This is a genomic window from Streptomyces sp. NPDC055103, assembly GCF_053607625.1.
The window spans coordinates 36667-59708 of the sequence record NZ_JBSGTX010000041.1; the positions used below are offsets into that span (position 1 = coordinate 36667).

General features: G+C 72.6%; 26 protein-coding genes. 7 read left to right on the top strand and 19 right to left on the bottom strand.

Features of this window, described 5'->3' with window-relative positions; all coding sequences use genetic code 11:
• Positions 1-5: 5 nt before the first annotated feature.
• From ACWFR1_RS24565 to ACWFR1_RS24580, 4 genes are all read right to left on the bottom strand, one after another.
• Positions 6-926 carry an alpha/beta fold hydrolase gene (locus tag ACWFR1_RS24565; RefSeq protein ID WP_453554559.1) on the bottom strand — a complete coding sequence of 307 codons (921 nt, stop codon included), beginning with the start codon at positions 924-926 and terminating at the stop codon, positions 6-8.
• Positions 923-1516: a TetR/AcrR family transcriptional regulator gene (locus tag ACWFR1_RS24570; protein ID WP_453554561.1), complete on the bottom strand. Its 594-nt coding sequence runs from the start codon at positions 1514-1516 to the stop codon at positions 923-925. Before ACWFR1_RS24570 ends, ACWFR1_RS24565 begins: the two co-directional genes overlap by 4 nt.
• A gap of 70 nt (positions 1517-1586) precedes the next feature.
• Complete coding sequence (locus ACWFR1_RS24575) at positions 1587-1877, bottom strand: DUF7848 domain-containing protein (protein ID WP_453554563.1); 291 nt, start codon at positions 1875-1877, stop codon at positions 1587-1589.
• On the bottom strand, positions 1867-2286 hold the full coding sequence (locus tag ACWFR1_RS24580; RefSeq protein ID WP_453554565.1) for an ATP-binding protein: 420 nt from the start codon (positions 2284-2286) through the stop codon (positions 1867-1869). The genes ACWFR1_RS24575 and ACWFR1_RS24580 overlap by 11 nt, the downstream gene beginning before the upstream one ends.
• A gap of 602 nt (positions 2287-2888) precedes the next feature.
• Between ACWFR1_RS24580 and ACWFR1_RS24585 the strand changes: the two genes are divergently transcribed.
• Complete coding sequence (locus tag ACWFR1_RS24585; RefSeq protein WP_453554567.1) at positions 2889-3767, top strand: helix-turn-helix domain-containing protein; 879 nt, start codon at positions 2889-2891, stop codon at positions 3765-3767.
• A complete protein-coding gene (locus ACWFR1_RS24590; RefSeq protein WP_453554569.1) occupies positions 3764-3961 on the top strand; it encodes a DUF397 domain-containing protein in 198 nt (65 codons plus the stop codon). Before ACWFR1_RS24585 ends, ACWFR1_RS24590 begins: the two co-directional genes overlap by 4 nt.
• A gap of 54 nt (positions 3962-4015) precedes the next feature.
• Here the strand turns inward: ACWFR1_RS24590 and lepB are convergent, their stop codons facing one another.
• The 5 genes from lepB to ACWFR1_RS24615 form a co-directional block, all read right to left on the bottom strand.
• On the bottom strand, positions 4016-4687 hold the full coding sequence (lepB, locus tag ACWFR1_RS24595) for a signal peptidase I (protein WP_453554571.1): 672 nt from the start codon (positions 4685-4687) through the stop codon (positions 4016-4018).
• An 85-nt stretch (positions 4688-4772) separates the two neighbouring features.
• Positions 4773-5123, bottom strand: a complete 351-nt coding sequence (locus ACWFR1_RS24600) for a hypothetical protein (RefSeq protein WP_453554573.1) — start codon at positions 5121-5123, stop codon at positions 4773-4775.
• Positions 5120-5746, bottom strand: coding sequence for an RNA polymerase sigma factor (locus ACWFR1_RS24605; protein WP_453554574.1), 627 nt, complete (start codon positions 5744-5746; stop codon positions 5120-5122). The genes ACWFR1_RS24600 and ACWFR1_RS24605 overlap by 4 nt, the downstream gene beginning before the upstream one ends.
• 82 nt (positions 5747-5828) lie before the next feature.
• Positions 5829-6140, bottom strand: coding sequence for a hypothetical protein (locus ACWFR1_RS24610; RefSeq protein WP_453554576.1), 312 nt, complete (start codon positions 6138-6140; stop codon positions 5829-5831).
• A gap of 101 nt (positions 6141-6241) precedes the next feature.
• The gene (locus ACWFR1_RS24615; protein ID WP_453554578.1) at positions 6242-7042 is read right to left on the bottom strand and encodes an SDR family NAD(P)-dependent oxidoreductase; all 801 of its coding nucleotides are present in this window, start codon (positions 7040-7042) and stop codon (positions 6242-6244) included.
• A 154-nt stretch (positions 7043-7196) separates the two neighbouring features.
• On the opposite strand from ACWFR1_RS24615, the gene ACWFR1_RS24620 reads away from it, so the two are divergent.
• Positions 7197-7937: a 2OG-Fe dioxygenase family protein gene (locus tag ACWFR1_RS24620; RefSeq protein WP_453554580.1), complete on the top strand. Its 741-nt coding sequence runs from the start codon at positions 7197-7199 to the stop codon at positions 7935-7937.
• A 94-nt stretch (positions 7938-8031) separates the two neighbouring features.
• Positions 8032-8649 carry a LysE family translocator gene (locus tag ACWFR1_RS24625; protein WP_453554582.1) on the top strand — a complete coding sequence of 206 codons (618 nt, stop codon included), beginning with the start codon at positions 8032-8034 and terminating at the stop codon, positions 8647-8649.
• Positions 8650-8658: 9 nt separating this feature from the next.
• On the opposite strand, the gene ACWFR1_RS24630 is transcribed toward ACWFR1_RS24625, so the two are convergent.
• The 6 genes from ACWFR1_RS24630 to ACWFR1_RS24655 all read right to left on the bottom strand — a co-directional run bounded on the left by ACWFR1_RS24630 (position 8659) and on the right by ACWFR1_RS24655 (position 14337).
• A complete protein-coding gene (locus ACWFR1_RS24630) occupies positions 8659-9144 on the bottom strand; it encodes a YbaK/EbsC family protein (protein WP_453554584.1) in 486 nt (161 codons plus the stop codon).
• 70 nt (positions 9145-9214) lie between these two features.
• Positions 9215-10408, bottom strand: coding sequence for a helix-turn-helix domain-containing protein (locus ACWFR1_RS24635; protein ID WP_453554586.1), 1194 nt, complete (start codon positions 10406-10408; stop codon positions 9215-9217).
• 101 nt (positions 10409-10509) lie between these two features.
• Positions 10510-11685 (bottom strand): serine hydrolase domain-containing protein, encoded by a 1176-nt coding sequence (locus ACWFR1_RS24640; RefSeq protein ID WP_453554588.1) that lies wholly within the window; start codon positions 11683-11685, stop codon positions 10510-10512.
• Between the two features lie 84 nt (positions 11686-11769).
• On the bottom strand, positions 11770-12516 hold the full coding sequence (locus tag ACWFR1_RS24645) for an energy-coupling factor ABC transporter ATP-binding protein (protein ID WP_453554590.1): 747 nt from the start codon (positions 12514-12516) through the stop codon (positions 11770-11772).
• Positions 12513-13274 carry a cobalt ECF transporter T component CbiQ gene (gene cbiQ, locus ACWFR1_RS24650; protein WP_453554592.1) on the bottom strand — a complete coding sequence of 254 codons (762 nt, stop codon included), beginning with the start codon at positions 13272-13274 and terminating at the stop codon, positions 12513-12515. Before cbiQ ends, ACWFR1_RS24645 begins: the two co-directional genes overlap by 4 nt.
• Position 13275: 1 nt before the next feature.
• A complete protein-coding gene (locus tag ACWFR1_RS24655; RefSeq protein WP_453554594.1) occupies positions 13276-14337 on the bottom strand; it encodes an energy-coupling factor ABC transporter permease in 1062 nt (353 codons plus the stop codon).
• A 142-nt stretch (positions 14338-14479) separates the two neighbouring features.
• On the opposite strand from ACWFR1_RS24655, the gene ACWFR1_RS24660 reads away from it, so the two are divergent.
• Positions 14480-14839: an SsgA family sporulation/cell division regulator gene (locus ACWFR1_RS24660; protein WP_453554596.1), complete on the top strand. Its 360-nt coding sequence runs from the start codon at positions 14480-14482 to the stop codon at positions 14837-14839.
• A 24-nt stretch (positions 14840-14863) separates the two neighbouring features.
• On the opposite strand, the gene ACWFR1_RS24665 is transcribed toward ACWFR1_RS24660, so the two are convergent.
• Both ACWFR1_RS24665 and ACWFR1_RS24670 read right to left on the bottom strand, forming a co-directional pair.
• A complete protein-coding gene (locus ACWFR1_RS24665) occupies positions 14864-17023 on the bottom strand; it encodes an MMPL family transporter (protein WP_453554598.1) in 2160 nt (719 codons plus the stop codon).
• A 94-nt stretch (positions 17024-17117) separates the two neighbouring features.
• Positions 17118-17690, bottom strand: a complete 573-nt coding sequence (locus ACWFR1_RS24670) for a TetR/AcrR family transcriptional regulator (protein WP_453554599.1) — start codon at positions 17688-17690, stop codon at positions 17118-17120.
• 181 nt (positions 17691-17871) lie between these two features.
• Here ACWFR1_RS24670 and ACWFR1_RS24675 point away from each other — a divergent pair, with 181 nt between their 5' ends.
• A complete protein-coding gene (locus ACWFR1_RS24675; protein WP_453554601.1) occupies positions 17872-21228 on the top strand; it encodes a S41 family peptidase in 3357 nt (1118 codons plus the stop codon).
• A gap of 98 nt (positions 21229-21326) precedes the next feature.
• Here the strand turns inward: ACWFR1_RS24675 and ACWFR1_RS24680 are convergent, their stop codons facing one another.
• Positions 21327-21821, bottom strand: coding sequence for a GNAT family N-acetyltransferase (locus tag ACWFR1_RS24680; RefSeq protein WP_453554603.1), 495 nt, complete (start codon positions 21819-21821; stop codon positions 21327-21329).
• 129 nt (positions 21822-21950) lie between these two features.
• Here ACWFR1_RS24680 and ACWFR1_RS24685 point away from each other — a divergent pair, with 129 nt between their 5' ends.
• Positions 21951-22739, top strand: coding sequence for an IclR family transcriptional regulator (locus tag ACWFR1_RS24685; RefSeq protein ID WP_453554605.1), 789 nt, complete (start codon positions 21951-21953; stop codon positions 22737-22739).
• 65 nt (positions 22740-22804) lie between these two features.
• On the opposite strand, the gene ACWFR1_RS24690 is transcribed toward ACWFR1_RS24685, so the two are convergent.
• Entirely contained in the window at positions 22805-23011 is a 207-nt protein-coding gene (locus ACWFR1_RS24690) for a hypothetical protein (protein ID WP_453554607.1), read from the bottom strand.
• Positions 23012-23042 lie beyond the last annotated feature (31 nt).

Genomic DNA, 23042 nt, shown 5'->3' on the forward strand with positions numbered 1-23042 from the left:
GCCTCTTAGGGATGGAACGCCTTGGTGAGGACCTCGCCGAACCGGTCGGGATGCGTGGTCGAACCGACGTGCCCGCCGGGGAAGCGCAGGAGCTCCAGGCCGAGCCGTTCGGCCATGAAGGCGGCCGAACGGTGGGCCAGTTCGCCCGGTGAGTCCTGGCCGGCGCCGAGCACGAGCCGGTCCGACAGAGTCTCCAGCCGCCCCATGGCCGGGGTGTAGGACATGAAGCCGGGAACGATGCGTCCGACGAAGTACGGCAGGTTGGCCATCGTCTGCTCGGCCCTCGCCGCCGCCTCCGGCGGAAGCTCGGTCGGGGGCTGGGGCTGGGGCTGGGTCCCGGCCTGGGGCTGGGTCCCGGCCTCGGGCTGGGGCTCGGCCGGGGTCTCTGTCTCGGCCTCGGTCTTCCGTCCAGGGGCGTCCCCGTCCTTCGCCAGTCCCGCCGCGAACACCGCCATCGCCGGCCTGAGCCCCTGCGTGCGGAACGTCTCCGACACGCGCGCGATGAACGCGCGGTGGTCGGAGGCGTCCGGCAGGACCATGACCGCCGGGGGCTCGTGCGCCACGACGCGTGCGACGCGTTCGGGATGGGCGGCGAGCAGGTGCAGGGCGGCGATGGCGCCCGAGCTGGCGCCGAACACCCGGGCGGGCTCACCGGGCGAGAGCAGTTCCAGCAGGCGGTACGCGTCGTCGGCGTGTTCCGGCACGCTCTGCTCGGCCTCGGGGTCGTCCAGGACGCTCCGGGACATCCCGCGCGGGTCGTAGGTGGCGACCGTGTACGTGGCGGCCAGGCTGTCGGCGATGCCGTCGAAGGCGGCCGCGCCGCCCGCCCCGCCGGGGATCAGCAGCAGGAGCGGGCCGTGACCGCGCACCTCGTAGTGCAGGGTCGCGCCGTTCACGCGCAGGCTGCCGGTGGTCGGGTCGGTCATGCGGAGTCTCCTTCTCGGGACGCGGGCCAGTGCTCCAGGAGGGTGTGCAGGGCGTCGAGGGCGCGGACCCAGGACCGCTGTGGCGGACGCTCGTGCCCGAAGCCGCCCGCGGCCTCCAGGGCGACGAACCCGTGGAACGTGCTGCGCAGCAGCCGGACGGCGTCCGTCAGGTCCGGTTCGGCCAGCCGGTAGCCGCGCAGCATGCCGTAGGTCAGCTCGACCGCGCGCCGCGGTCCCGGCGCCTTCGCGGCGAGTTCGGGATCGATCCGGATCGGGATCTGCGTCGCCGTGTAGCGGCCCGGGTGCTCGTGGGCGTACGCGCGCCAGGCGTCGGCGAAGGCGACCAGCGCGTCCTTGCCCGACCGCCCGGCAGTCGCCTCCGCGATACGGAGGGTCTTCTCGTCCGCCGCCAGCAGGGCGATCCGTCCGCGCAGGTCCTCCAGGCCGCGGACGTGCGCGTAGAGGCTCGCGTCCTTCACGCCCAGCCGCCGCGCCACCTGCGACATGGTCACCTGGTCGAGACCCACCTCGTCCGCCAGCTCGGCGGCCTCGGCCGTCACTCGATCCGCCGTCAGCCCTGCCCGCACCATGCGCCCTCCACATCAGCCTAGGACCCCTAGTTTTAAACTAGAGGCCCTAGGTTGGCAACCGGAAACGCCCTCAGCAGGTACCGCCGCCGTCGCTGGACACCGACGAAGTCGCGCGGAAGAAGTCGGTACGGATGCGACGGAAGCCGGTGTGACCGGTCTCCTCGGCATGGGTCAGACACCAGACGGCGGGCCCGCGGCCGTCGTCCGCCGCGCCGGAACCGTCATGGCACGTGGTGCACTCGGCCTCGGTGATCGGCCCGCTGCCGGTACGGTCGGCCCGTAACGCCCAGAGCCTGGGCCGCCGCGCCCCCCGGTGGTACGGCCCCGCCACGCGGCCTAACGCCATTCCCTCACGACGCATCCGACTCCCCCTCCACGGCAAGCTCAGCCCACACCAGCTTTCCCGTCCCGGGGCGGTCGCAGACACCCCACTTGGCGGCGAGGGTGTCGACGAGGGGCAGCCCCCACCCGCCGTCGCCTCCGGTGTCGGGCAACGCCATCAACGGCCGCCGTTCGGAGGCGTCGTGGACCTCGATGCGGAGCCGGTCGCCGGGCACTCGGGCGAAGTGGGTCTCGACCTCCCGGCCGGGTACGTGGCCGTGCCGGACGGCGTTCGTCAGCAGCTCGGAGAGCACGAGCGAGGCGGCGTCCTCGACGGCCGCCCACTCCCACCGGGCGAGTACGCGGCGCAGCTCGCGCCGTGCGAGCGGGACGCTGCGGGCGGTGTGGCGCCAGCGCAGCACGACGGCCTCGTCGGGCACGGATCCCATCACGCCACCTCCACGCCGTGGATCCGCCGCGGCCCGACGTCGACGCCGCGCGTGGCCCACCACAAGGCCCGCCGGCGGTGGCGCTGGGCCCGCGTGGTCTCGTGCGCGTCGAGGTAGGGACGTACGAGTCGACTGCCCTCACCCCGGAGAGGAACAACGCGGGCACGGGCCCCGGCAGTTGCGGCTCGGGTGGCGCACCGGCGCACGGGCGGGGGCGGAGCCCCGACCAGACGCCGCCGCCCCGACGGGGGCAGTAACAGCCGCAGGACCAGTCCGACAAGGCGGACGCTAGGGTTACGCATGTTGACGCTCCTTCGAAGCGTTGGCCACGCCCCCGGACCGGTCGCACGGTCGCGGGGGTCTGCCTTCACCGGGGATTCCGGCATCGGCTGCCGGGCGGCTGTCGCTCGCCGTCGACACACCACCAAGATCACGTACCGCGATGAAGCATGTGCGGTACGTCACGTCATCAAGCTAGAGGTGCCGGGGTCGTCGCCGCAAGTAGGCCTCTCGCAAATTTGCGGACCGCTCCAGCGGGGGTCCAGGCTGGCTCCGCTTTGCCCCAAAGCGGCACACTGGAAGTCACGTTGAGAGGGGACGACATGCCCGCAGGTGGGAAGCCGACGGTCCGCAGCCGACGGCTCGGCTCCGCCCTCAAGCGCCTTCGGGAGGCAGCCGGTGTCGACCAGTCGGTTGCGGCCGAGGCCATCCTGAGGTCGGTGACCAAGGTCAGCCGGCTCGAGAGCGGACAAGTCTCCGCCTCCGCTCTGGAGGTGCGGACGCTCCTCGACTGCTACGGGGTCCAGGACGAGGCCGAGCGACGCAGGCTGGAGGAACTGGCGCGCGCGAGCAACCAACGCGGCTGGTGGCTCGACTACCAGGAGACCCTGCGCCCGGACTACGCGGACCACATCACCCTCGAAAGCGACTCGACCTACATCCGATCGTGGGAACCCTCGCTGATTCCCGGGCTGTTGCAGACTCCGGAGTACGCGGAGTCGGTGATCTCCTCCGGCCCCAGCTTCATCCCGGCGGAACGCATCGCCCAGCTCGTCAAGGTCCGCCAGGAGCGTCAGCGGAGGATCGAGGAGGGCGGGGTCCACTTCACCGCCATCATCTGGGAGCCCGCCATAGCGGCGCTCCGCCACGATCCGGCCGTCCGCGACGGCCAGCTCCGCCGCCTGCTCGACGCCGGACAGCACCAGAACGTCACCGTGCAGATCCTGCCGGCGGCGGCGAGCAAGGCAGCGGGGATGTCCGGTGCGTTCGTCGCCTTCTCGTTCGGCATCGAACCCAACGTCGAGGCCGTGGCGGTGCGCACCGCCGCCCACACGACCGTCGTCGAGGCCCCCGAGGATCTCGCCGCCTACGTCAACGTTTTCGATCTACTACGCTCGGCGGCGATGTCCGCCGAGGAGAGCGCGGAGCGCATCCGACAGAGCCTGGGCGGCTTCCCGGACCAGATGGAAGAGGCAAAGTGACACCTGAGATCGTCAGCGCTTTCCGCAAGTCGTCCTTCTCGGATCAGCAGGGCGACTGCGTCGAGACGGCCGCCACCGCCGTAGACGGAACTGCCGTACGCGACAGCAAGACCGCCCCCGTCGGACCGTGTCTCTTCTTCGAGGCGGACGCCTGGGCGTCGTTCGTCGGGGCCGTGAAGGCCGAGCGGCTGTAGGTCGGAGCCGGGCGCCGGCCCAGCCCCCTGGGGAGGCCCCGGCCGGCCGGCTCGTCAGCTGCTGACGCCGTGCCACGGCGGCGCGGCCGCGAGGCGTCGTCGGGCGCTCCGGCCCGCCGCGTACCCGCCGATTCCCAGACCGGTGCCGATCAGCGCCAGCACGGTCCCGAGGACTCCGAGCGTCCCGCACGTCACCGGCACGGCGACGCTGTCCTGTACGCGCCCGAGCACCCCCGTCGCCGCGACGCTGCCCGACTGGTCGCCGAGGAAGAACCGCGAGTCGTACGAGTTCCCCCGGTTGTCCCCCAGCAGGAACAACCGTCCGTCCGGGATCCGCGCCTCGTACGGTGGGGTCGCCGGGTTCATGCCGTCGCGTCGTACGTACGGTTCGTCGATCGGCTGCCCGTCCACCGTGATCCGGTCCCCGTCGCTCACCACGTGATCGCCGCCCGTCCCGATGACCCGTTGCAGGACCGGCCGGTCCTGATAGCGGTCGGGCACGAGGACGAGGACCACGTCGCCTCTGCGTATCTCGTCCGTGTCGATCCGTTCGACGACCAGCCGCTCGCCCGGGCTGTACGTGGGCACCATCGACTCGCCCATGACAGTGGCCCCTTGGTAGTTCGCGAAGAAGTACCCGATGCCTCCCACGGCCAGGACCAGCCCGAGCGGTACCAGTACCCAGGCCGCGAACCTCAGTCCGCCGCCCGCTCCCCGCTGTCGCATGAACCACCCCTCTCCTGAACCGCCCGGGCCGGGCGGACCAGCAGAGGCTAGGCCGTCGCGGGACGAGGACTCACCTCGGGGCCCGTCAGTCCGACGGTCTGACGACCCTCGGCTCCCCGGCCGGCGAGGGAGTCGTCGGGGCCGGCGTCGGCGGTGCCGGGTCCGTGATGCCCGGGGGGCCGGCCGGCTGGACCGGGGCGGGGGCCAGGGGGCCGCCCGGGAGCAGGTACAGGAGGCAGACCGCCGCCGCCGCGGCCAGTGCGGCGAGGCCGGGGCCGTACAGGGCTCGGGCCGTCCAGGTGCGGCCCTGCGGGGGGTTCTCGCGGCGGAGGTCCTGGAGGGTCACCTGGGCCGCGCGGGCCGTCAGGGCCGCTCTGAGCCGGGTCTCCGTCGTGGCGTGGTGCTGGTGGTCTTCGGCGGGGGTGCGGGGGGTCATCGGGACGCCTCCAGTCTCTTCTCCAGGGCGTCCAGGGCCCGGCTCGCCGTGGACTTCACCGTGCCTCGGGACAGGCCGAGGGTCTGGGCTATCTGCGCCTCGGTCAGTTCCGACCAGTAGCGGAGGACCAGGACCTCGCGCTGGCGGGCGGTGAGTCGCGCCAGCGCGTCGAGGACGTGGCGGTGTTCCTCCGCCAGGAGGAGGCCCTCGTCCACCGGGGCGCTCGCCGGCTGATGGGGCGGGGTGTAGCCGCGGGCCGTACGACGGCGGCGCAGGACGGAACGGGCCGCGTTGACCACGGCGGTGTGCAGGTACGCCCCCGGGTCCTGGAGGCCGTCCAGTGAGGTGCCGTACGACCGGCAGACCGCGGCGAACGCGTCCTGGACCACGTCCTCGGCCGTGTACAGGTCGTCGACGAGGAAGAGGGCCAGTCGCACCATGTCGAGCCGGCGGGCCCTGTACAGGTCGGTCAGCGTCGGCGGCCGGTCGTCGTACGGCGCGACCCGTGCGCGCGGGCGGAGTTCCCGTACCAGCGCCCCGCCCCCGGACCCTGTGCCGGTCCCGGACACACGGGCCAGCAGCCGGGACCACCAGGGCGGCGCCGCGGCCATCGCGTACTGCATGTCTCGCTCGATCCGTTGCGGGGCAAGGGGGGTGGGGTGGGCGGGCCGGGCCTTGGTGGGCCGGCCCGCCCTCGCTCCTGGGTTACTTGCCCGGGCTGATCACGCGGGGGGCGGTCTCCGCGGGCACCGACTTCATGGCCGGAACACCCTTCTCGCCGGCGTCGGAGGAAGCCGTGCCCGGCTTCACCACGACCGGCTTCGACGCCGGCTGCGGGGCCGACTGCGAGGCGGACTGCGAGGCGGACTGCGAGGCCGCCTCCGCCGGGGTGACGACCTTCGGCGCCGGCGCCGGCTGCGCGCCCGAGTCGGCGACGGCCTGCGCGGTGAAGGCACCGCCCAGGAGCAGCGCGGCACCGGCTACGGCGCCCAGGATGCGGCGGGGGTTGCGGTTCATGACGTTCTCCAGGTGAGGAGGTGGGATGTGGTCCGAAGGGCGCCTTCAACCCACCAGACGTGTGGCACCTCCCGAGGTTGCGTCCCCGGTCGAAGAAGTTCTCAGTCCGCCAGGACCTCCGCGAAGTGCGTGTTCACCGCCAGCAGTCCGCCGTCGACCCGCAGGACCGTGCCCGTGATCCAGGACGCGTCACGCGACGCGAGGAACGCGACGGCCGCCGCCACGTCCTCCGGGGTGCCGACGCGGCCCAGGGGGTAGACGCGGTCCGCCAGGGCCGCGAGTTCGGCCTCCTTGCCCGCCCAGGCCGTCGTCGCGATCGTCCCCGGGTTGATCTGGTTGACGCGGACACCGCGCGGCGCCGCGTCGCCCGCCAGCGTCCGGGTCAGCGAGGCCAGGCCCGCCTTGGCCGCGCTGTAGGCGTGGTTGCCGAAGTCCACCTCGGCGTTGACCGAGCCGATCGTGACGATCGCCCCGCGCCCGCCCGCCGCCGCGAGGTGCGGCAGCGCCGCCCGGGAGCAGCGGACCGCGCCCATCAGCGTCACGTCGAGCTGGCCCGCCCAGCCGCCGTCCGGTTCGTCCTCGAAGCGGTCCCGGTCGGGGGCGACGGGGGCGAGGGCGTTGTTGACGAGGACGTCGAGCCCGCCGAAGGTCTCCACCGCGTACGCCACGGCCGCCTCCACCGACGCCCGGTCGCCGACGTCGCAGTACAGCGCCACCGCTCCGGGCAGTTCGGCGGCGGTACGCGCGGCCTCGTCCTCGTCGATGTCCGTGACGAGCACCCGCGCGCCCTCCGCCGTGAGGCGCCGCGCGGTGGCCGCGCCGATGCCGCGCGCCGCGCCCGTGATCAGTACCGCGTACCCGTCGAAGCGTTCCGCGTGTTCCGCGTGTTCCCTGGGATCCATGGGTCTTCCCCTACCCATCGCACCGTCCGCCCGCAACATTCCGTTAACAAAGCGGGGTTCCGGCAATTCGGCCACCGCCGAAAGACTTTGACACGCACCCGGCACGAATACCACGATCAATACCGCCGATGACCACGTAGACACAGGGGGAACAATGTCTTCGACGTACGAATCCGGAGTAGAGGAAATATGCGAATCCCTTTCTTCCCGGAGCTTTGACCTCCGCTCCGGCGAGAAGGTCAGGCAGCTTCTCCTCCAGCGATCCGGAAGCGCGCTCGACGACCTGGAGCCCTTCCGTGACAGCTGGGGCCGGATGCCGCTCGACAGCTACATGGCGGACGGCGGGCGCTACCGCCGCCGCCGGCACGCCACGCTGAGCGCGCCCCGGTCGAGCGCCGACTACCGCGTCGAGGCCCACCAGCCGCACTACCAGGGGCTCGACTACAACAACCTCAACGGCGGCGTCGCCCGGCACTACGAGCCGTTCGAGGACGCGACCCTGCGCGGCGCCACGATGGACAGCCTGGTGACCCTGGGCTGCGACATCTTCGGCCGGCTCGCCCCGTACTCCGCGTGGCACATCGAGGCCCACCAGTTCCGCATCGAGGTCGACGGCGAAGAGGTCGGCCTGCCCACGCCCGAGGGCGTCCACCGCGACGGCGTCACCTTCGTCCTGATGGCGATGATCGGCCGCTCCAACGCCACCGGCGGCGAGAGCACCGTCTTCAACCTGGACAAGGAGCCGGTGGAGAAGTTCGCCCTGACCGACCCCCTCGACCTGGCGCTCGTCAACGACGAGCGGGTCTTCCACGGCGTCTCGCCCATCGAGCAGATCGATTCCGCCGCCCCGGCCTCGCGCGACGTGCTGGTCGTGACCTACCGTCACAAGCCCTGATGTCAGACGCGGGCGGGGGGCCGGCGTCCGCGAAGGCGCGCCGCCGGCCCCCTGCCCGCGCACCCCTTGAGTGAGAAGACGGGAAGACGGGTACATGGGTCAGCTCATCGCCGTGGCGGTCATCACCATTCTGGCTGTCATCAGCCCCGGCGCGGATTTCGCGATGACCGTCCGCAACAGCTATTTGTACGGGCGGACGGCCGGCGTTCTCGCCGCCGTCGGAATTGCCCTGGGCGTTCTCGTCCACGTCACTTACACGATGCTGGGCGTGGGGCTTCTGGTTTCCCGGACCCCGATGCTTTTCACGGCGATGAAACTGATCGGCGCCGCCTATCTCGTGTACATCGGGTACAAGACGTTCGTCACCAAGACGGAGGTGGACATCGACCTGTCGGGCGGCGGCGGCCTCTCGAAGGCGAGCGCGCTGCGCACCGGCTTCCTGACGAACGCGCTCAACCCCAAGACGATGCTGTTCGTGCTGAGCACGTACACGCAGGTCGTCAGCGCCGACACCCCCGTCTTCCAGCAGGTCGGCTACGGCCTCTTCATGTCGTTCGCCCACCTGGTCTGGTTCGCGCTCGCCGCGCTCCTCTTCTCCAACCAGAGCCTGCGGTCCCGGCTGTTGCAGCGCCAGACCGTGCTCAACAAGGTCATCGGGACCGTGCTCGTCGGTCTGGGGATGGCGCTCGCGCTGACGCCCGCCATGGCGTGACGGCGCCCGTCAGCTGCTGGACACCCGCTCCACGCGCGGCTCCGCGATCGCCCTGTAGTCCTCGCTCGCGAGGGCGATCGAGCGGTCGAGCCGCGCGGCGTTGAAGTAGAACTCCTCGTGCGTCAGGAGGTCCGGGTCGACGAGCAGCTCCAGGCGCTCGTCGAAGGCGAACGGCAGGATCGTGCCGCTCTCCGAGCCCGCGAGCTCCTCGGCGATCTCCGGGGAGGCGAAGGAGACGTAGGTGCCGCCGTACAGCGCCTTCACCGCCGCGAGGTCGATCCGCCTGTCGCCGGGGACGACGACCAGCGCGAACCGCTTCTCCTTCTTGCCGATCTTGACCATCGCGATGATGCACTTGGCCGCCTGGGCGAGCTCGTGCCCCCGCAGGGCGCTGACGGCCTCGGTGGCGCCCTCGGGTGCGTGCTCCACCACGCGGTAGGCGGCGCCGCGCTCGTCGAGCAGGGCGACCAGCTTCTCGTACGTTTCCTGGGACATGCGTTCTCTCCTGTTGCAAACGATGTACGTGTACGGCGAGTTGATCCCGAGATGACCCTACTGGCGCCGGTCAGCGGGCCGGCGGCGTCCCACGCCCATGGTCCACGTGCCGGAGCAGGACCAGACCCGGCCGGTCCAGTTCGTACAGCACGCGCACGCCCGCCCTGCGCCGCCGTGCCACGCCCGCGGCCACCAGCGCCGTCAGGTGCTGGGAGACCGTGCTCGGGGCGAGGCCGAGGGCCGTCGCGAGGTCCGAGGTCGTCGTGGGCGCCACGAGGGCCCGGACGACGGCGGCCCGGCTGCGGCCGATCAGGATCTCCAGCCGGTCGCCGCGCGCGGGCTCGTCGGCGCGCCGCTCGGGCGTCGCCTCCCCGACGAGGACGGCGGCCCCTTCGACCGGGTAGGACAGGGCGGCCGCGGAGCCGTCGGGGGCCGAGGTGAAGAAGGGCGTTCCGCGGCCGAACAGCAGGGGTACGAGGACGAGTCGGGAGACGCCGGACACGGCCATCACGCCGGGCACGGCGACCCCGCCGGGCACCGCGATCCCGCCCACCGTGTCCAGGAGCGCCTCCGGGCCGCGCGTGGCCAGCGTGCGGGCGCGGCGCACGACGTCCTCCTCCGTCGCCGCCCGCAGGGCCGCCGCGTACGGGGCCAGGGCGGCGTGCCAGTACCGGGGAAGGAAGGCGCGGAGTTCGGCGACGCGGGCCGCCGGGTCCGCGTACAGCGGGCGCACCTCGGCGGGCACGCCGTGCGGGAAGCGCTGGTCGAGCTCCGCGCGGGCCCGGGCCGGGGAGACCGACGCGAGGGGCGCGAGCTCCTCGGCCAGGTCCGGTCCGTCCGTGGCCGGGACGGTGAGGAGGAACGACGGCAGGGTCCTCGCTCCGGTACGTAAGAGGTGGACGAGCCAGCCCGGGATGGTCACCTCGGAGCGGCTCAGCGAACGGCGGGCGGCCTTCGCCCAGTTCGCGTACGGCCACGGCACGAGGCCCTGGTGCGCCGAGAGCAGCGCGATGCTGCCGTGGATCTCCCAGAGCCGGCTGCTCGCGATCCGCAGCGAGACGCAGCGTGTCCCGGCGTGCGGGACGCTGTGCGTGACGTCCCGCGTGACGCCGTGTCTGACGCTGTGCGCGACCTCGTGCCTGACGCTGTCCGTGTCCTCGTGCGTGACGTCGCGCCTGATGTCGTGCGTGACGCTGTTCGTCACGCTGTTCGTCACGCTGTTCTTCATGCCGTCGAACGGTCGTCGCGACGGAATCTCGCTCACCTGCACCCCCGTGCCTGCCCACTGGTCAATGGGCCCGCCCACTGGTCAGTGAGCCCGCACAAGGTACTGGCCACGCGCCCCCGCACCCCCCGGGCGACGGATCAGAATGTCAGGTCCACGACCGACCGCACCGCCCGCACCAGGGCCTGGGCGCGCGGGTCGGCCGTGACCGTCTTCCGCATGCCGTTGGTGACGTACCCGAAGGCGATCCCGGACTCGGGGTCGGCGAAGCCGAGGGAGCCGCCGCGGCCGGGGTGGCCGAAGGAGGACGGGCCGAGGAGCGGGGAGGCCGGTCCGTGCAGCATGTGGCCGAGGCCGAAGCGGGTGCCGACGAGCAGCACCTTGTCCGGTCCCGCCGACTCCTCCGTACGGGCCAGGGTGAGCGTCGCCGGGGCGAAGAGGCGCTCGGCGCCGTCGACGGGACCGAGGGTCGCCGCGTAGAAGCGGGCGAGCGCGCGGGCGGTGGCGACGCCCGCGGAGCCGGGCAGTTCGGCGGCCCGGTAGACGGGGTCGTTCTCGTCGGGCTTGGGCTCGATGACCCCGAAGGCGCGCCGGGTGAGGGAGTCGGGGTCCCGGTAGGCCTCGCTCACGGAGCGCTTGGGGCGGAGCTTGAGGGCGCCGCCGCCGGGCGGGTCGATCTCCTCGACGGGGCCGAGGCGGCCGACCCGGTGGGCCTCCGCCTCGGGGAGCCCGATCCACAGGTCGAGGCCGAGGGGGCCGGTGATCTCCTCGGCGACCCAGCGGCCGATGGTGCGGCCGGTGACGCGGTGGACGAGGCCGGAGAGCAGCCAGCTGAAGGTGTGGGCGTGGTAGCCGTGGGCGGTGCCGGGCTCCCAGACGGGGGCCTGGGCGGCGATCGCGCCGGTCGCGGTCGGCAGGTCGATCGCCTCGGCGAGGGTGAGCGGCCGGTCCAGGACGGGCAGGCCCGCCCGGTGCGCGAGGAGCTGCCGCACGGTCACCCGGTCCTTGCCCGCCGCCTTGAACTCCGGCCAGTACGTGGCGACGGGGGCGTCCAGGTCGAGCAGGCCGCGCTGGTGCAGGAGCAGGGGTACGGCGGCGGCGACGCCCTTGGTGGCCGAGCGGACGACCTGGGCGGTGTCCGAGGCCCACGGAGCCGTACCGTCCACGTCACGCGTGCCCGCCCACAGGTCGACGACCTTCTGGCCGTCGCGGTGGACGGCGACGGCCGCCCCGCGCTCGCCGCGCTGCTCGAAGTTGCGCAGGAACGCGTCCCTGACCGGCTCCCAGCCCGCCGCCACCGTGCCCTGGACGTCCACGTCCCCACTCCCTCACTCGTTGCTCCGACCCTCCATGGTGCAACGCCGCCCATGAAAGGCGGATTCCGGGGCGGGGCAGGCGGGTCAGGCGACCGAGCTCGGCACGAAGCCGAACGGCAGCTCCAGGCGGTGGCGGGCCATCAGCTCCTCGTCGGCGAGGATGTCGCCGGTCCGCCCGTCGGCGGCGATGACGCCCTCGCTGAGGATCACCGCGCGCGGGCAGAGCTCCAGGGCGTACGGCAGGTCGTGGGTGACCATGAGGACGGTGACGTCGAGGGAGCGGAGGACGTCGGCGAGCTCGCGGCGCGAGGCCGGGTCCAGGTTGGACGACGGTTCGTCGAGGACGAGGATCTCCGGCTCCATCGCGAGGACGGTGGCCACGGCGACCCGGCGGCGCTGCCCGAAGGAGAGGTGGTGCGGCGGCCGGTCCGCGAACTCCGCCATGCCGACCCGTTCGAGGGCCTTCCGCACGACGGCCTCGAGCTCGGCGCCCCGGAGGCCCGCGGCCGCCGGGCCGAAGGCCACGTCCTCGCGGACGGTCGGCATGAAGAGCTGGTCGTCGGGGTCCTGGAAGACGATCCCGACCTTGCGCCGGATCTCCGCGAGGTGCTTCTTGCCGACCGGGAGCCCGGCGACGGTGACCGTGCCCGCGCCGCCGGTGTGGATGCCGTTGAGGTGAAGGACGAGGGTCGTCTTGCCGGCGCCGTTGGGGCCGAGGATCGCGACCCGCTCGCCGCGCCCGACGGTCAGGTCCACGCCGAAGAGGGCCTGGTGGCCGTCGGGGTAGGCGTACGCGAGGCCACGGACCTCGAGCGAGGGGGGAGTCGTCACAGGGTCCGTCCCAGGAGGCAGATCAGGAGTGCGGTGAGCGGCAGCGCGGCGGCGTACGTCCACTGGGCGCGGGTGGCGGTCACCTCGTCGATGACCGGCATGGTGCCGGTGTAGCCGCGGCTGATCATGGCGAGGTGGACGCGTTCCCCGCGCTCGTACGAGCGGATGAAGAGCGCGCCGGCGGACTTGGCGAGGACGCCCCAGTGGCGGACGCCCCGCGCCTCGAAGCCGCGCGAGCGGCGGGCGACGGACATGCGGCGCATCTCGTCGGTGATGACGTCGCCGTACCGGATCATGAACGAGGCGATCTGGACGAGCAGCGGGGGCAGCCTCAGCCGCTGGAGGCCGAGGAGCAGGGCGCGCAGCTCGGTGGTGGAGGCGAGGAGCACGGACGCGGCGACGCCGAGGGTGCCCTTGGCGAGGACGTTCCAGGCGCCCCACAGGCCGGGGACGCTGAGGGACACCCCGAGGACGGTGGTCCGCTCGCCGGGCACCACGAAGGGCATGAGCAGCGCGAACGCGACGAACGGCACCTCGATGAGCAGCCGCTTCAGCAGGAAGCCGGCCGGGATCCGGGCCTTCGCCGCCACGACCGCGAGGAGCAGGGCGTAGAGGGCGAAGGCCCAGACGGCCTCGCGGGGTGTCGAGACGACGACCACGACGAAGCCGAGGACGGCCGCGAGCTTGGTGTGCGGGGGCAGCGCGTGCACCGGCGAGTGCGCGTGCCGGTAGAGCCTGTGGGCGTGCCCGGCTCCCACGTCAGACCGCCGCGGCTTCCTGGTTCGTACGCCGGCGGCGCACCAACCAGAAGGCGCCCGTGCCGACGGCGAGGGTCGCGCCCACGCCGATGGCGCCGGCCAGGCCGCCGGAGAGGCGGGCGTCGTCGACGTCCTTGACGCCGTAGTCGGCGAGCGGCGAGCCGGCGGCGGCGTGCTCCTCGGCCTTGGCGTCGATGCCCTGGTCGGCGGCGACCTTCTCCAGGCCGTCGGGGCTGGCGGAGGCGTAGAAGGAGACGAAGCCGGCGAGGACGAGCGCGGTGACGACGCCACCGATCCACAGCTTCCTCGGGGAGCCCGCGGCGGCGACGGGGGCCGGGGCCGCCGCGTCGACCAGCTCGCCGTCGACGCGGAGCTTGAGCGGGGCGGTCAGGCCGCGCGCGCCGTGGACGAGGTCGGGGCGGACGGCGATGACCGCGCCGACGGTCAGCATCGTGATGACGGCCTCGCCGACGCCGATGAGGACGTGCACGCCGACCATGGCCGTCAGGACCTTGGGGAGCGGTACGTCGGTCGTGCCGCCGATCGCGTAGATCAGGGTGAAGGCGGCGGCCGCGGCCGGTACGGAGACGAGCGCGGCGACGAAGGAGGCCACGGTCACCGAGCGGCGGGTGCGCGGCAGGACGAGGACGAGGCCGCGGAAGAGCGCGTACGCGACGACGACCGTGACGACGCCCATGACCGTGATGTTCACGCCGAGGGCGGTGAGGCCGCCGTCGGCGAAGAGGATGCCCTGCATCAGCAGGACGACCGCGATGCACAGGACGCCGGTCCACGGGCCGACGAGTATCGCGGCGAGCGCGCCGCCGAGCAGGTGTCCGCTGGTCCCGGCGGCGACCGGGAAGTTCAGCATCTGCACGGCGAAGACGAAGGCCGCGACGAGCCCGGCCAGCGGCGCCGTCCGTTCTCCCCCGTAGCCTCCGGCACGGGAGGTGCCCCCAAGTTCACGGCGGGCCCCGCGCAGGCTGATCGCCACGGCGCCGGCGGCGACGACACCGGCCGCCGCCGATACGGGGGCGTTGATGAATCCATCAGGTACATGCACGTCCCGAATGATGAGCCTTCTTGCGAACTACTTGCAAGAGCGCATGGGTCACACGTCACAGGGTAGGCGGCGCATGGCCCGCGCACGGGGCGGGAAGAAGTGACACATTGGCTCATAGCAGGACAAAACAAAGGAGTGCGCGATGGCCGCCGTAGACGAGCACGCAGTCGACGACCATGCCAAGGGGCGGATCATCAGCGACGCCCCGCTCTCCCGGCCCGTCCCCGTGACCCTTCGCTACGACGCCGACCGCTCCCCCGCGACCGTCCGCTTCGTCTTCCCCGGCGACGTCGAGTGGTCCTTCCCGCGCGCGCTGCTCGAAACGGGCCTGCGCACCCCGACCCGCCGCGGCGACATCGAGGTGTGGCCCTGCGGCCGGGTGCAGACGGTCGTCGAGTTCCACAAGGACGACGGGGTCGAGGTCGTCCAGTTCGACACCGCCGCCCTGCTCCGGTTCCTCCGGCACACGTACGCCGCCAGTACGTCGCTGACGACACACTGACGGCGTAACGGGTGGAGCCGGTTGTCAGGCCTTGACGAGGTCCGGCTTCGCGGACGCGCCCTTGCCCGTCGACGCGGCGAGACCCTCGCCCTCCACGTCCACGTTCGGCAGGACCTTGTCCAGCCACTTCGGCAGCCACCAGGCCTTGCGGCCGAGGAGCGCGAGCACGGCCGGCACGATCGCCATACGGACCACGAAGGCGTCGAAGAGGACCGCGACGGCGAGACCGAAGCCGATCATCTTGATCATCTGGTCGTCCATGCCGATGAAGCCGGAGAAGACCGCGATCATGATGACCGCCGCGGCGACGACCACCCGGGCGCTGTGCCGGAAGCCGGTCACGATCGCCTCGCCGGGCCGCTCCCCGTGGACGTACGCCTCCCGCATGCGGGTCACGAGGAAGACCTCGTAGTCCATCGCGAGACCGAAGACGACACCCACCATGAAGATCGGCATCATCGACATGATCGGGCCGGTCTGCTCGACCCCGAAGAGGCTGCCGAGCCAGCCCCACTGGAAGACCGCGACGACCGCGCCGAGGGCCGCGACGACCGAGAGCAGGAAGCCGAGGGCCGCCTTGAGCGGGACGAGGATCGACCGGAAGACCACCGTCAGGAGCAGGAAGGCGAGTCCGACGACGAGTGCCAGATAAGGCATGAGCGCGTCGTTCATCTTCTGCGAGAAGTCGATGTTCATCGCGGTGGCGCCGGTGACGAGGACCTCGTCGCCGGTGGCGTCCCGGATGTCGTGGACCAGGTCCTCGGTGGCGAGCGAGGACGGGCGGTCCTTCGGGACCACCGTGATCATCGCCGCGTCGCCGGCCTTGTTCGGGGTCGCCGGGGTGACCGCCGCCCAGCCTTGGAGGCCCTTGATCGTGGAGACCGTCTTGTCCGCGGTGGCCTTGTCGCCGTCGACGACGACGAGCAGCGGGCCGTTGAAGCCGGCGCCGAAGCCGTCCGACAGCGTGTCGTACGCCCGGCGCTCGCTGGTGGAGGTCGGCTTGACGCCGTCGTCCGGCAGGCCCAGCTCCAGGGAGGCGGCGGGCACGGCGATCGCGCCGAGGCCGATGACGCCGACGAGCAGCACCATCAGGGGGCGGCGGATGACGAACCGGGCCCAGCGGGTGCCGCCGTTGGGCTTGTCGCTGACCTTCGCGGTGCCCTTGCGCCGCTTGCGGCCGACGACCTTGTCCCCCGCGAAGCCCAGCATCGCCGGGATCAGGGTGAGGGCGATCAGTACGGCGATGACGACCGTGGCGGCGGCGGCCCAGCCCATCTTCGTCAGCATCGGGATGTTGACGACGGCCAGGCCGACGAGGGCGATGACGACGGTGAGTCCGGCGAAGACGACCGCCGAGCCCGCCGTGCCGACCGCGCGGCCCGCCGCGTCCTCCCTCTCGCGCCCGTCGGCCAGCTCCGACCGGTAGCGGGAGACGATGAAGAGGGCGTAGTCGATGCCGACGGCGAGGCCGATCATCGACGCGAGGGTCGAGGTGGTGGTGCCGAGGTCCAGGACGTTCGCGAGCGCCGTGATCGACGAGACGCCGATGCCGACGCCGATGATCGCGGTGAGCAGCGGGAGGCCGGCCGCGACGAGCGAGCCGAAGGTGAGGACGAGCACGACGCCGGCGAGGACGATGCCGATGGCCTCGCTCGCGCCCTGCTCCGGCATCGTCTGGAGGGCGTCACCGCCGACCTCGACGGTCAGCCCCTTGCCCTGCGCGTTGTGGCCGGCCTGGGTGAGCGCCTCGCGGGTCTCGTCGGTCAGCTCCATCGCGTTGACCTTGTAGGCGACGGAGACGTAGGCCGTGGAGCCGTCCTGCGAGACGGCGTGCGCGGTGTACGGGTCGGCGACCGAGACGATCTGGTCCGAGCCGGACTTCAGCGCGGCGACGGTCTCGTCGACGACGGCCTTGTGCGCCGTGTCGGTCACCTTCTGGCCCTCGGGGGCCTTGAAGACGACGCGGGCCGTGGCCCCGTCGGCGCCCGCGCCGGGGAAGCGCTCTTCGAGCAGGTCGAAGGCGCGCTGGGCCTCGGTGCCGGGGATCGAGAAGGATCCGGAGGTGGGGGCGGGCGCGGTGGCGGCGCCGACACCGGCGACCGCCAGGAGCGCCACCCAGAGGAGGGCGACGAGCCGTCGGCGCCGGAAGGCGGAACGGCCCAGTTTGTAGAGGAACGTGGCCACGGGGGCGTACTCCCAGTGTGGGGCGGGACAGGACATGGGGAGCCGGCCCGACGGCGTGAGCGGTGCGCGGTCGGTTGGTACGGGGTGGAGAGCGTCAGACGCCGAGTGAGGGGAGCACGACGGCGTCGACGTAGGCGGTGAGGAAGGCGCGGTCGACCGGCTGATCGTCGATCAGCGGCCGGGCGATGAACGCACCGATCAGCATGTGGGGAAGGAGCTTCAGCGCCGGGTTGTCGGCGGCGACCTCTCCCCTGCGGACCGCTCGGCGCAGCACTTCGTCGAGGCCGTTCATCTCGGGTTCGATGAGCAGCTCGCGCAGCGCCCGGTGCAGTTCGGGGTTGGTGTGGACGGCATGGGCCAGGCCCCGCATCAGCGCGGAGTCCTTCTCCATCTGACAGTCGTCGGTCCGCCTCACCAGCTCCTGGAAGTCGCCGCGCAGCGAGCCGGTGTCGATCTCGGAGAGTTCGGCGGGCTTGTTGTGCCGCAGAGCGCGGGCGACCAGCTCGGGCTTGCTCCCCCACTGGCGGTAGAGGGTGGCCTTGCTGGAGTGGGTGCGGGCGGCGACGGCGTCCATGGTGAGGGCGTCGTAGCCGACCTCACGGAGAAGGTCGAGCACGGCCGTGTACAGCTCGGACTCCCGCTCGGGAGTGAGTCTGCTGCGAGCCATGAACGGCTCCTCCGATCCGACGGTACGCGTGCGATGCGAACGAAACGGTTTCGTACAGTTCGAAGATACCCACCGCTCCAGCGAAACGAAACCGTTTCGTACGTGTCCTGGCCCACACTCGCCCCCCATCGGTACACACGTACGAGTTGCCGCACCCCCTCCGCGCGGAAAGCATGTACAGGTGAGTGACGACGTCGCGTATCTCCGGTTTCCGCACCTCCACGACGACCTGCTGTGCTTCGCGGCCGAGGACGATCTCTGGATCGCCCCCCTCGTCCCCGAGGGCCGCAGCCCCGGCCGGGCCTGGCGGCTGACCGTCGACCGCACCCGGGTCGGCCACCCGCGCTTCTCGCCGGACGGCCGCCACATCGCGTACACGAACTGGCGCAGCCTCGACCCGGAGATCCATCTCGTCCCCGTCGACGGCGGCTCCGCCCGGCGCCTCACCTACTGGGGCTCCACCGACACCCGGGTCTGCGGCTGGACGCCGCCCGATCCCGACCGGGACGGCCGCTCCGACATCCTCGCCGTCTCCTCGCACGGCCAGCCCTTCTCGTACTTCTCCTGGGCCTACACCGTCCCCACCGACGGCTCCCCCGGCATGCGCATGCCCTGGGGCCCGGTCTCGGACATCACCGTCACCGACGACACCGGCATCACCGGTGGCAGCGTCCTCACCGGCCACGGCGGGGAGCGCCGAACCCTGCTCCTCACCGGGAAGCCGCCGCACGAGCCGGCCGCCTGGAAGCGGTACCTCGGCGGCGCCACCGGGCGCCTCTGGCTGCACGGCGAGCGGCTGCTGCCCGACATCGGAGGCCACCTGGACTGCGCGATGGCCGTCGGCGGCCGGATCGCCTTCCTCTCCGACCACGAGGGCGTGGGCAACCTCTACTCCTGCCTGCCCGACGGCACCGACCTGCGCCGCCACACCGACCACGACGCCTTCTACGCCCGGCACGCCTCCACCGACGGGCGCCGGGTCGTCTACCAGTGCGCGGGCGAGCTGTGGATCGTCGACGCGCTCACCCCCGACTCCCGCCCCCGGAAGCTGGAGGTCCGGCTCGGCGGGCAGCGCGTCGGCCGCCGCCGCTACCAGGTGCCCGCCGCCCACCACGTCGACGCGGTCTCCGTCGACGAGACCGGCCGGGCCAGCGCCGTCTCCGTACGCGGCAGCCTGTACTGGCTCACGCACCGCGACGGCCCGGCCCGCACGATCATCGACTCGCCGGGCGTCCGCGTCCGGCTGCCCGAGATGCTCGGCAGCGGCGGGCAGGTCGCGTACGTCACCGACGCCGAGGGCGAGGACGCCGTCGAGGTCGCCTACCTGCCGCGCGCCAGCGGCGACCGGCCGCCGCGCCGCCTCGCCTCGGGCGGCCTGGGGCGGGTCGAGGAGCTCATCTCCGACCCGGACGGCGAACGGCTCGCGATCGCCTCCCACGACGGGCGGCTCCTCCTCCTCGACACCACCGAGGATTCCGGGGGTACCTCCCAGGCCGAAGGCTCTGGAGGAGGCGAGGTGACCGAGCTGATCCGGTCCGTCAACGGACCCGTCACCGACCTGGCCTTCTCCCCCGACGGCGACTGGCTCACCTGGTCCCACCCCGGCATCGGCCGCTCCCTGCGCTCCATCAAGATGGCCCGCATCTCCGGCCCCGGCGCCCGGACCGTCGTCGACGTCACCAACGGGCGCTTCGAGGACGAGAACCCCGTCTTCACCCGTGACGGCCGCTACCTCGCGTTCCTCTCCTGGCGCGGCTTCGACCCGGTGTACGACGTCCACACCGGCGACCTGTCGTTCCCGCTCGGCTGCCGCCCCTACCTCGTACCGCTCTCCTCCGCCACGCCCTCCCCGTTCGCGCTGCTGCCCGACGGGCGCCCGGCGGCCGGCGGGCTCGACCCCGCGGACGACGACACGGACACCGGCGACGGCACGGTCACCGTCGAGATCGAGGGGCTCCCCGACCGGGTCACCCCCATCCCGGTCGCCGCCTCCAAGTACTCCGCGCTGCGCCCCGTCAGCGGCGGCGGACTCGTCTGGCTGCGCTGGCCCATCTCGGGCGCGCTCGGCGAGACCTTCGCCAACCCGGCCGACACCTCGGGCCGCCCCTCGCTCGAACACTTCAGCATCACCAAGGCCCGCAAGACCGAACTCGCCAAGGACCTCGACTGGTTCGCGGTCAGCGGCGACGGCACCCGGCTCGTCCTCGCCGACGAGGGCGAGCTGCGGGCCGTGCCCGCCACCGAGACCGGCGACGGCGACTCCACCGTCTACCTGGACCTGCGGCGCATCCTCCACGAGGTCGACCCGGGCGCGGAATGGCGCCAGGCCTTCGACGAGGCCGGCCGGATCGTCCGCGCCTACTTCTGGGAGCCCGGCATGGGCGGCGTCGACTGGTCGGCGGTCCTCGACCAGTACCGGCCGCTCGTCGAACGGGTCTCCTCCCCCGACGAGTTCGCCGACCTGCTCCGCGAGGTCGTCGGCGAGCTGGGCACCTCCCACGCGTACGTCACCCCCGCCCGGCGCAACGAAGGCCCCCCGCACTACCAGCGGCCCATGGGCCTGCTCGGCGCCAACCTCGTGCCCCGGGAGGCCGGCTGGACGGTGAAGCGGATCCTGCCCGGCGAGTCCTCCGACTCCAAGGCCCGCTCGCCGCTCGCCGGCACCGGCATCCGCGAGGGCGCCGTCCTCACCCATGTCGACGGCCGGCCCGTCGACCCGGTCACCGGCCCGTACCCGCTGCTCTCCGGCACCGGTGGCACCACCGTCGAGCTGACCTTCACCCCCGCCGAGGGCGAGGGCCGCTCCCGGCGCGTCGCCGTCGTCCCGCTCGTCGACGAACGGCCGCTGCGCTACCAGGACTGGGTCGCCAAGCGCCGGGCCGTCGTCCGGGAGCTCAGCGGCGGCCGCTGCGGCTACCTCCACATCCCCGACATGGGCGGCTCCGGCTGGGCGCAGTTCAACCGCGACCTGCGCATGGAGGTCTCCCGGCCGGCCCTCATCGTCGACGTCCGAGGCAACGCCGGCGGCAACATCAGCGAGCTCGTCATAGAGAAGCTCACCCGCAGGATCCTCGGCTGGGACCTGACCCGGAACGCCCAGCCCGTCTCGTACGCCTCGAACGCCCCGCGCGGCCCCGTGGTCGCCCTCGCCGACGAGGCCACCTCCTCCGACGGCGACATGATCACCGCCGCGTTCAAGCTCCTCGGCCTCGGCCCCGTCGTCGGCCAGCGCACCTGGGGCGGCGTCGTCGGCATGACGGGCCGCCACCGCCTCGGCGACGGCACCCAGATCACGGTCCCGATGAACGCGGCCTGGTTCCCGGAGTACGGCTGGTCCCTGGAGAACCACGGAGTCGAACCCGACCTCGCGGTCCTGCGCACGCCCCTCGACTGGGCCGAGGGCCGGCACGCCCAGCTCGACGACGCCGTGCACGTCGCCCTCTCGCTCCTCGCGGAGACCCCGCCGGCCAGCCCCCCGGGCTACGAGGCCGTCCCCGACCGCTCCCGCCCGAAACTGCCGCCGAGGTCCGACACGTAGCCGCCGCGGCCCGACACGTAACCGCCGCGGCCCGACACGGAGAAGACGCACCTCCGCACGGGGCGCGCCGCGGGCCCGACGCCCCGCGGTCACCGGCCCTACGTGTGGGCCGCGCCGAGGTCCAGTTCGTACGAGGTGCCCGGCTTCCCGTCCAGCGTCACGCTCCCGACCGCGCCGAAACCGACCCGCCCGAGCACGGCCCTCGACCCCTCGTTGTCGAGGGTCGTGGCGGCGGTCAGCCTGGTCAGCCCGTACGCCTCCCGCGCCAGCCGGCACACCTCCCGCACCCCGGCCGTCGCCACGCCCCGCCCGGTCGCCCGCTCGGCGACCCGGTAGCCGAGCTCGGCGGCCCCGTCGATCGCGTCCACGAGGTTGAAGCGGCCGAGTATCTCCCCGCCCTTGCCCACCAGGACGTGGAAGTGGATCGCCCCTGTCTCCTGCTCGTCGAGGAGGGCCCGGTGCCGGTCCTCGAACTCCTCGAAGTACGCGTCTCCCCGGTCGGGTACCGAGGCCGCGAAGTAGGCCCTGTTCTCGCGTTCGAACGCGAGCAGGGCGGGCGCGTGGTCGGGGCGCAGTCGCTGCAGTTCAGGCATGGGGGCACGGTATGCGGTCGCCCCGGGAAAGGGCGCCCTAATATCCTGCGGCTCGGGGCCGGATTCGGCGGAAGCCCGCCGGGCGGGGCACGCCGTCCAGGATGCAGAAGATGCAGAACAGGAACCCGCATGCCCGATCGCCCACCGAACGGCCAGACCCTCATCCAGTCCGTCCAGCGCGCCGTCCACCTGCTGCGCGCCCTGAACCACCGGGGTGGCAGCGCGAGCGCCAAGCAGCTCGCGCGCGACACGGACCTGCCGCTGCCCACCGCGTACCACCTGCTGCGGACCCTCCGCCACGAGGGGCTGGTGAGCAAGGACCGCCACGGATACGCCCTCGCGGAGCCCGCCGGACTCGCCCTCCCGCAGTCCGCCGCGCCCGACGGACTCCCCACCCAGGAGTGGACGGACGCCCTCAGTCTGGAGCTCGACGCCGCCGTCTACTTCGTCATCTACCGCGAGGGCGAGATACGGGTCACGGCCGTCTCCCGGAACCCCGACCGGCCGCCCGTCACCGAGTGGGCCGAGTTCGGCCTCACCGGTCACGCGCACGCCGCGGGCCAGACGCTCCTCGCCCAGCTCGGCGACGAGGAGCGCGCCGACCACCTCGACCGGAACCCCGCGACCCCCCTCACCCGGCACACCGTGGCGGGCCGCACCGCCGTCGAGCGCCGCCTCGCCTCCCAGCGGCGGGGGCTACCCCTCCTCGAGTACGAGGAGTACACCCTCGGCACCGTCTGCGCCGCCGTCCCGATCACGGTCGGCTCCTCCGCCGCGGCCCTCGCGATGTCGCTCCCGTCGGCCAGGACCGCCGACCTCAAGCCGCTCGCGCGCCGCCTCCAGGACCGCGCCGAGAGCGTCCTCCTCGACCGGACGTTCTCGGTGCTGCCCCGTGTCTCCCGCCCGCCGGAACCTTGAACACGCGAAGGCGCACCCGGCGTCCCGGGTGCGCCTTCCTCAGCCGAACGTCTCGCGGAGGGACGTCAGGCGTCGTAGTCCTGGTCGAAACGGTCCTGGGCCTGCTGCTGGTCCCGACGCGTCTCTTCCTCGGAGCGTTCACGGCCCTGGGAGGCGCGTTCGCGGCCCTGGGAGGCGCGCTCGGACGCCTCGTCCTTCGCCTTGCCCGCGGCCTGCTTGGCCCGCTCCTTGAGCTCGTTCGCCTTGTCGCTGAACTGGTCCTTCATGCCCATGAAGATTCACTCCTAGAAGGGTGTGAGGGGG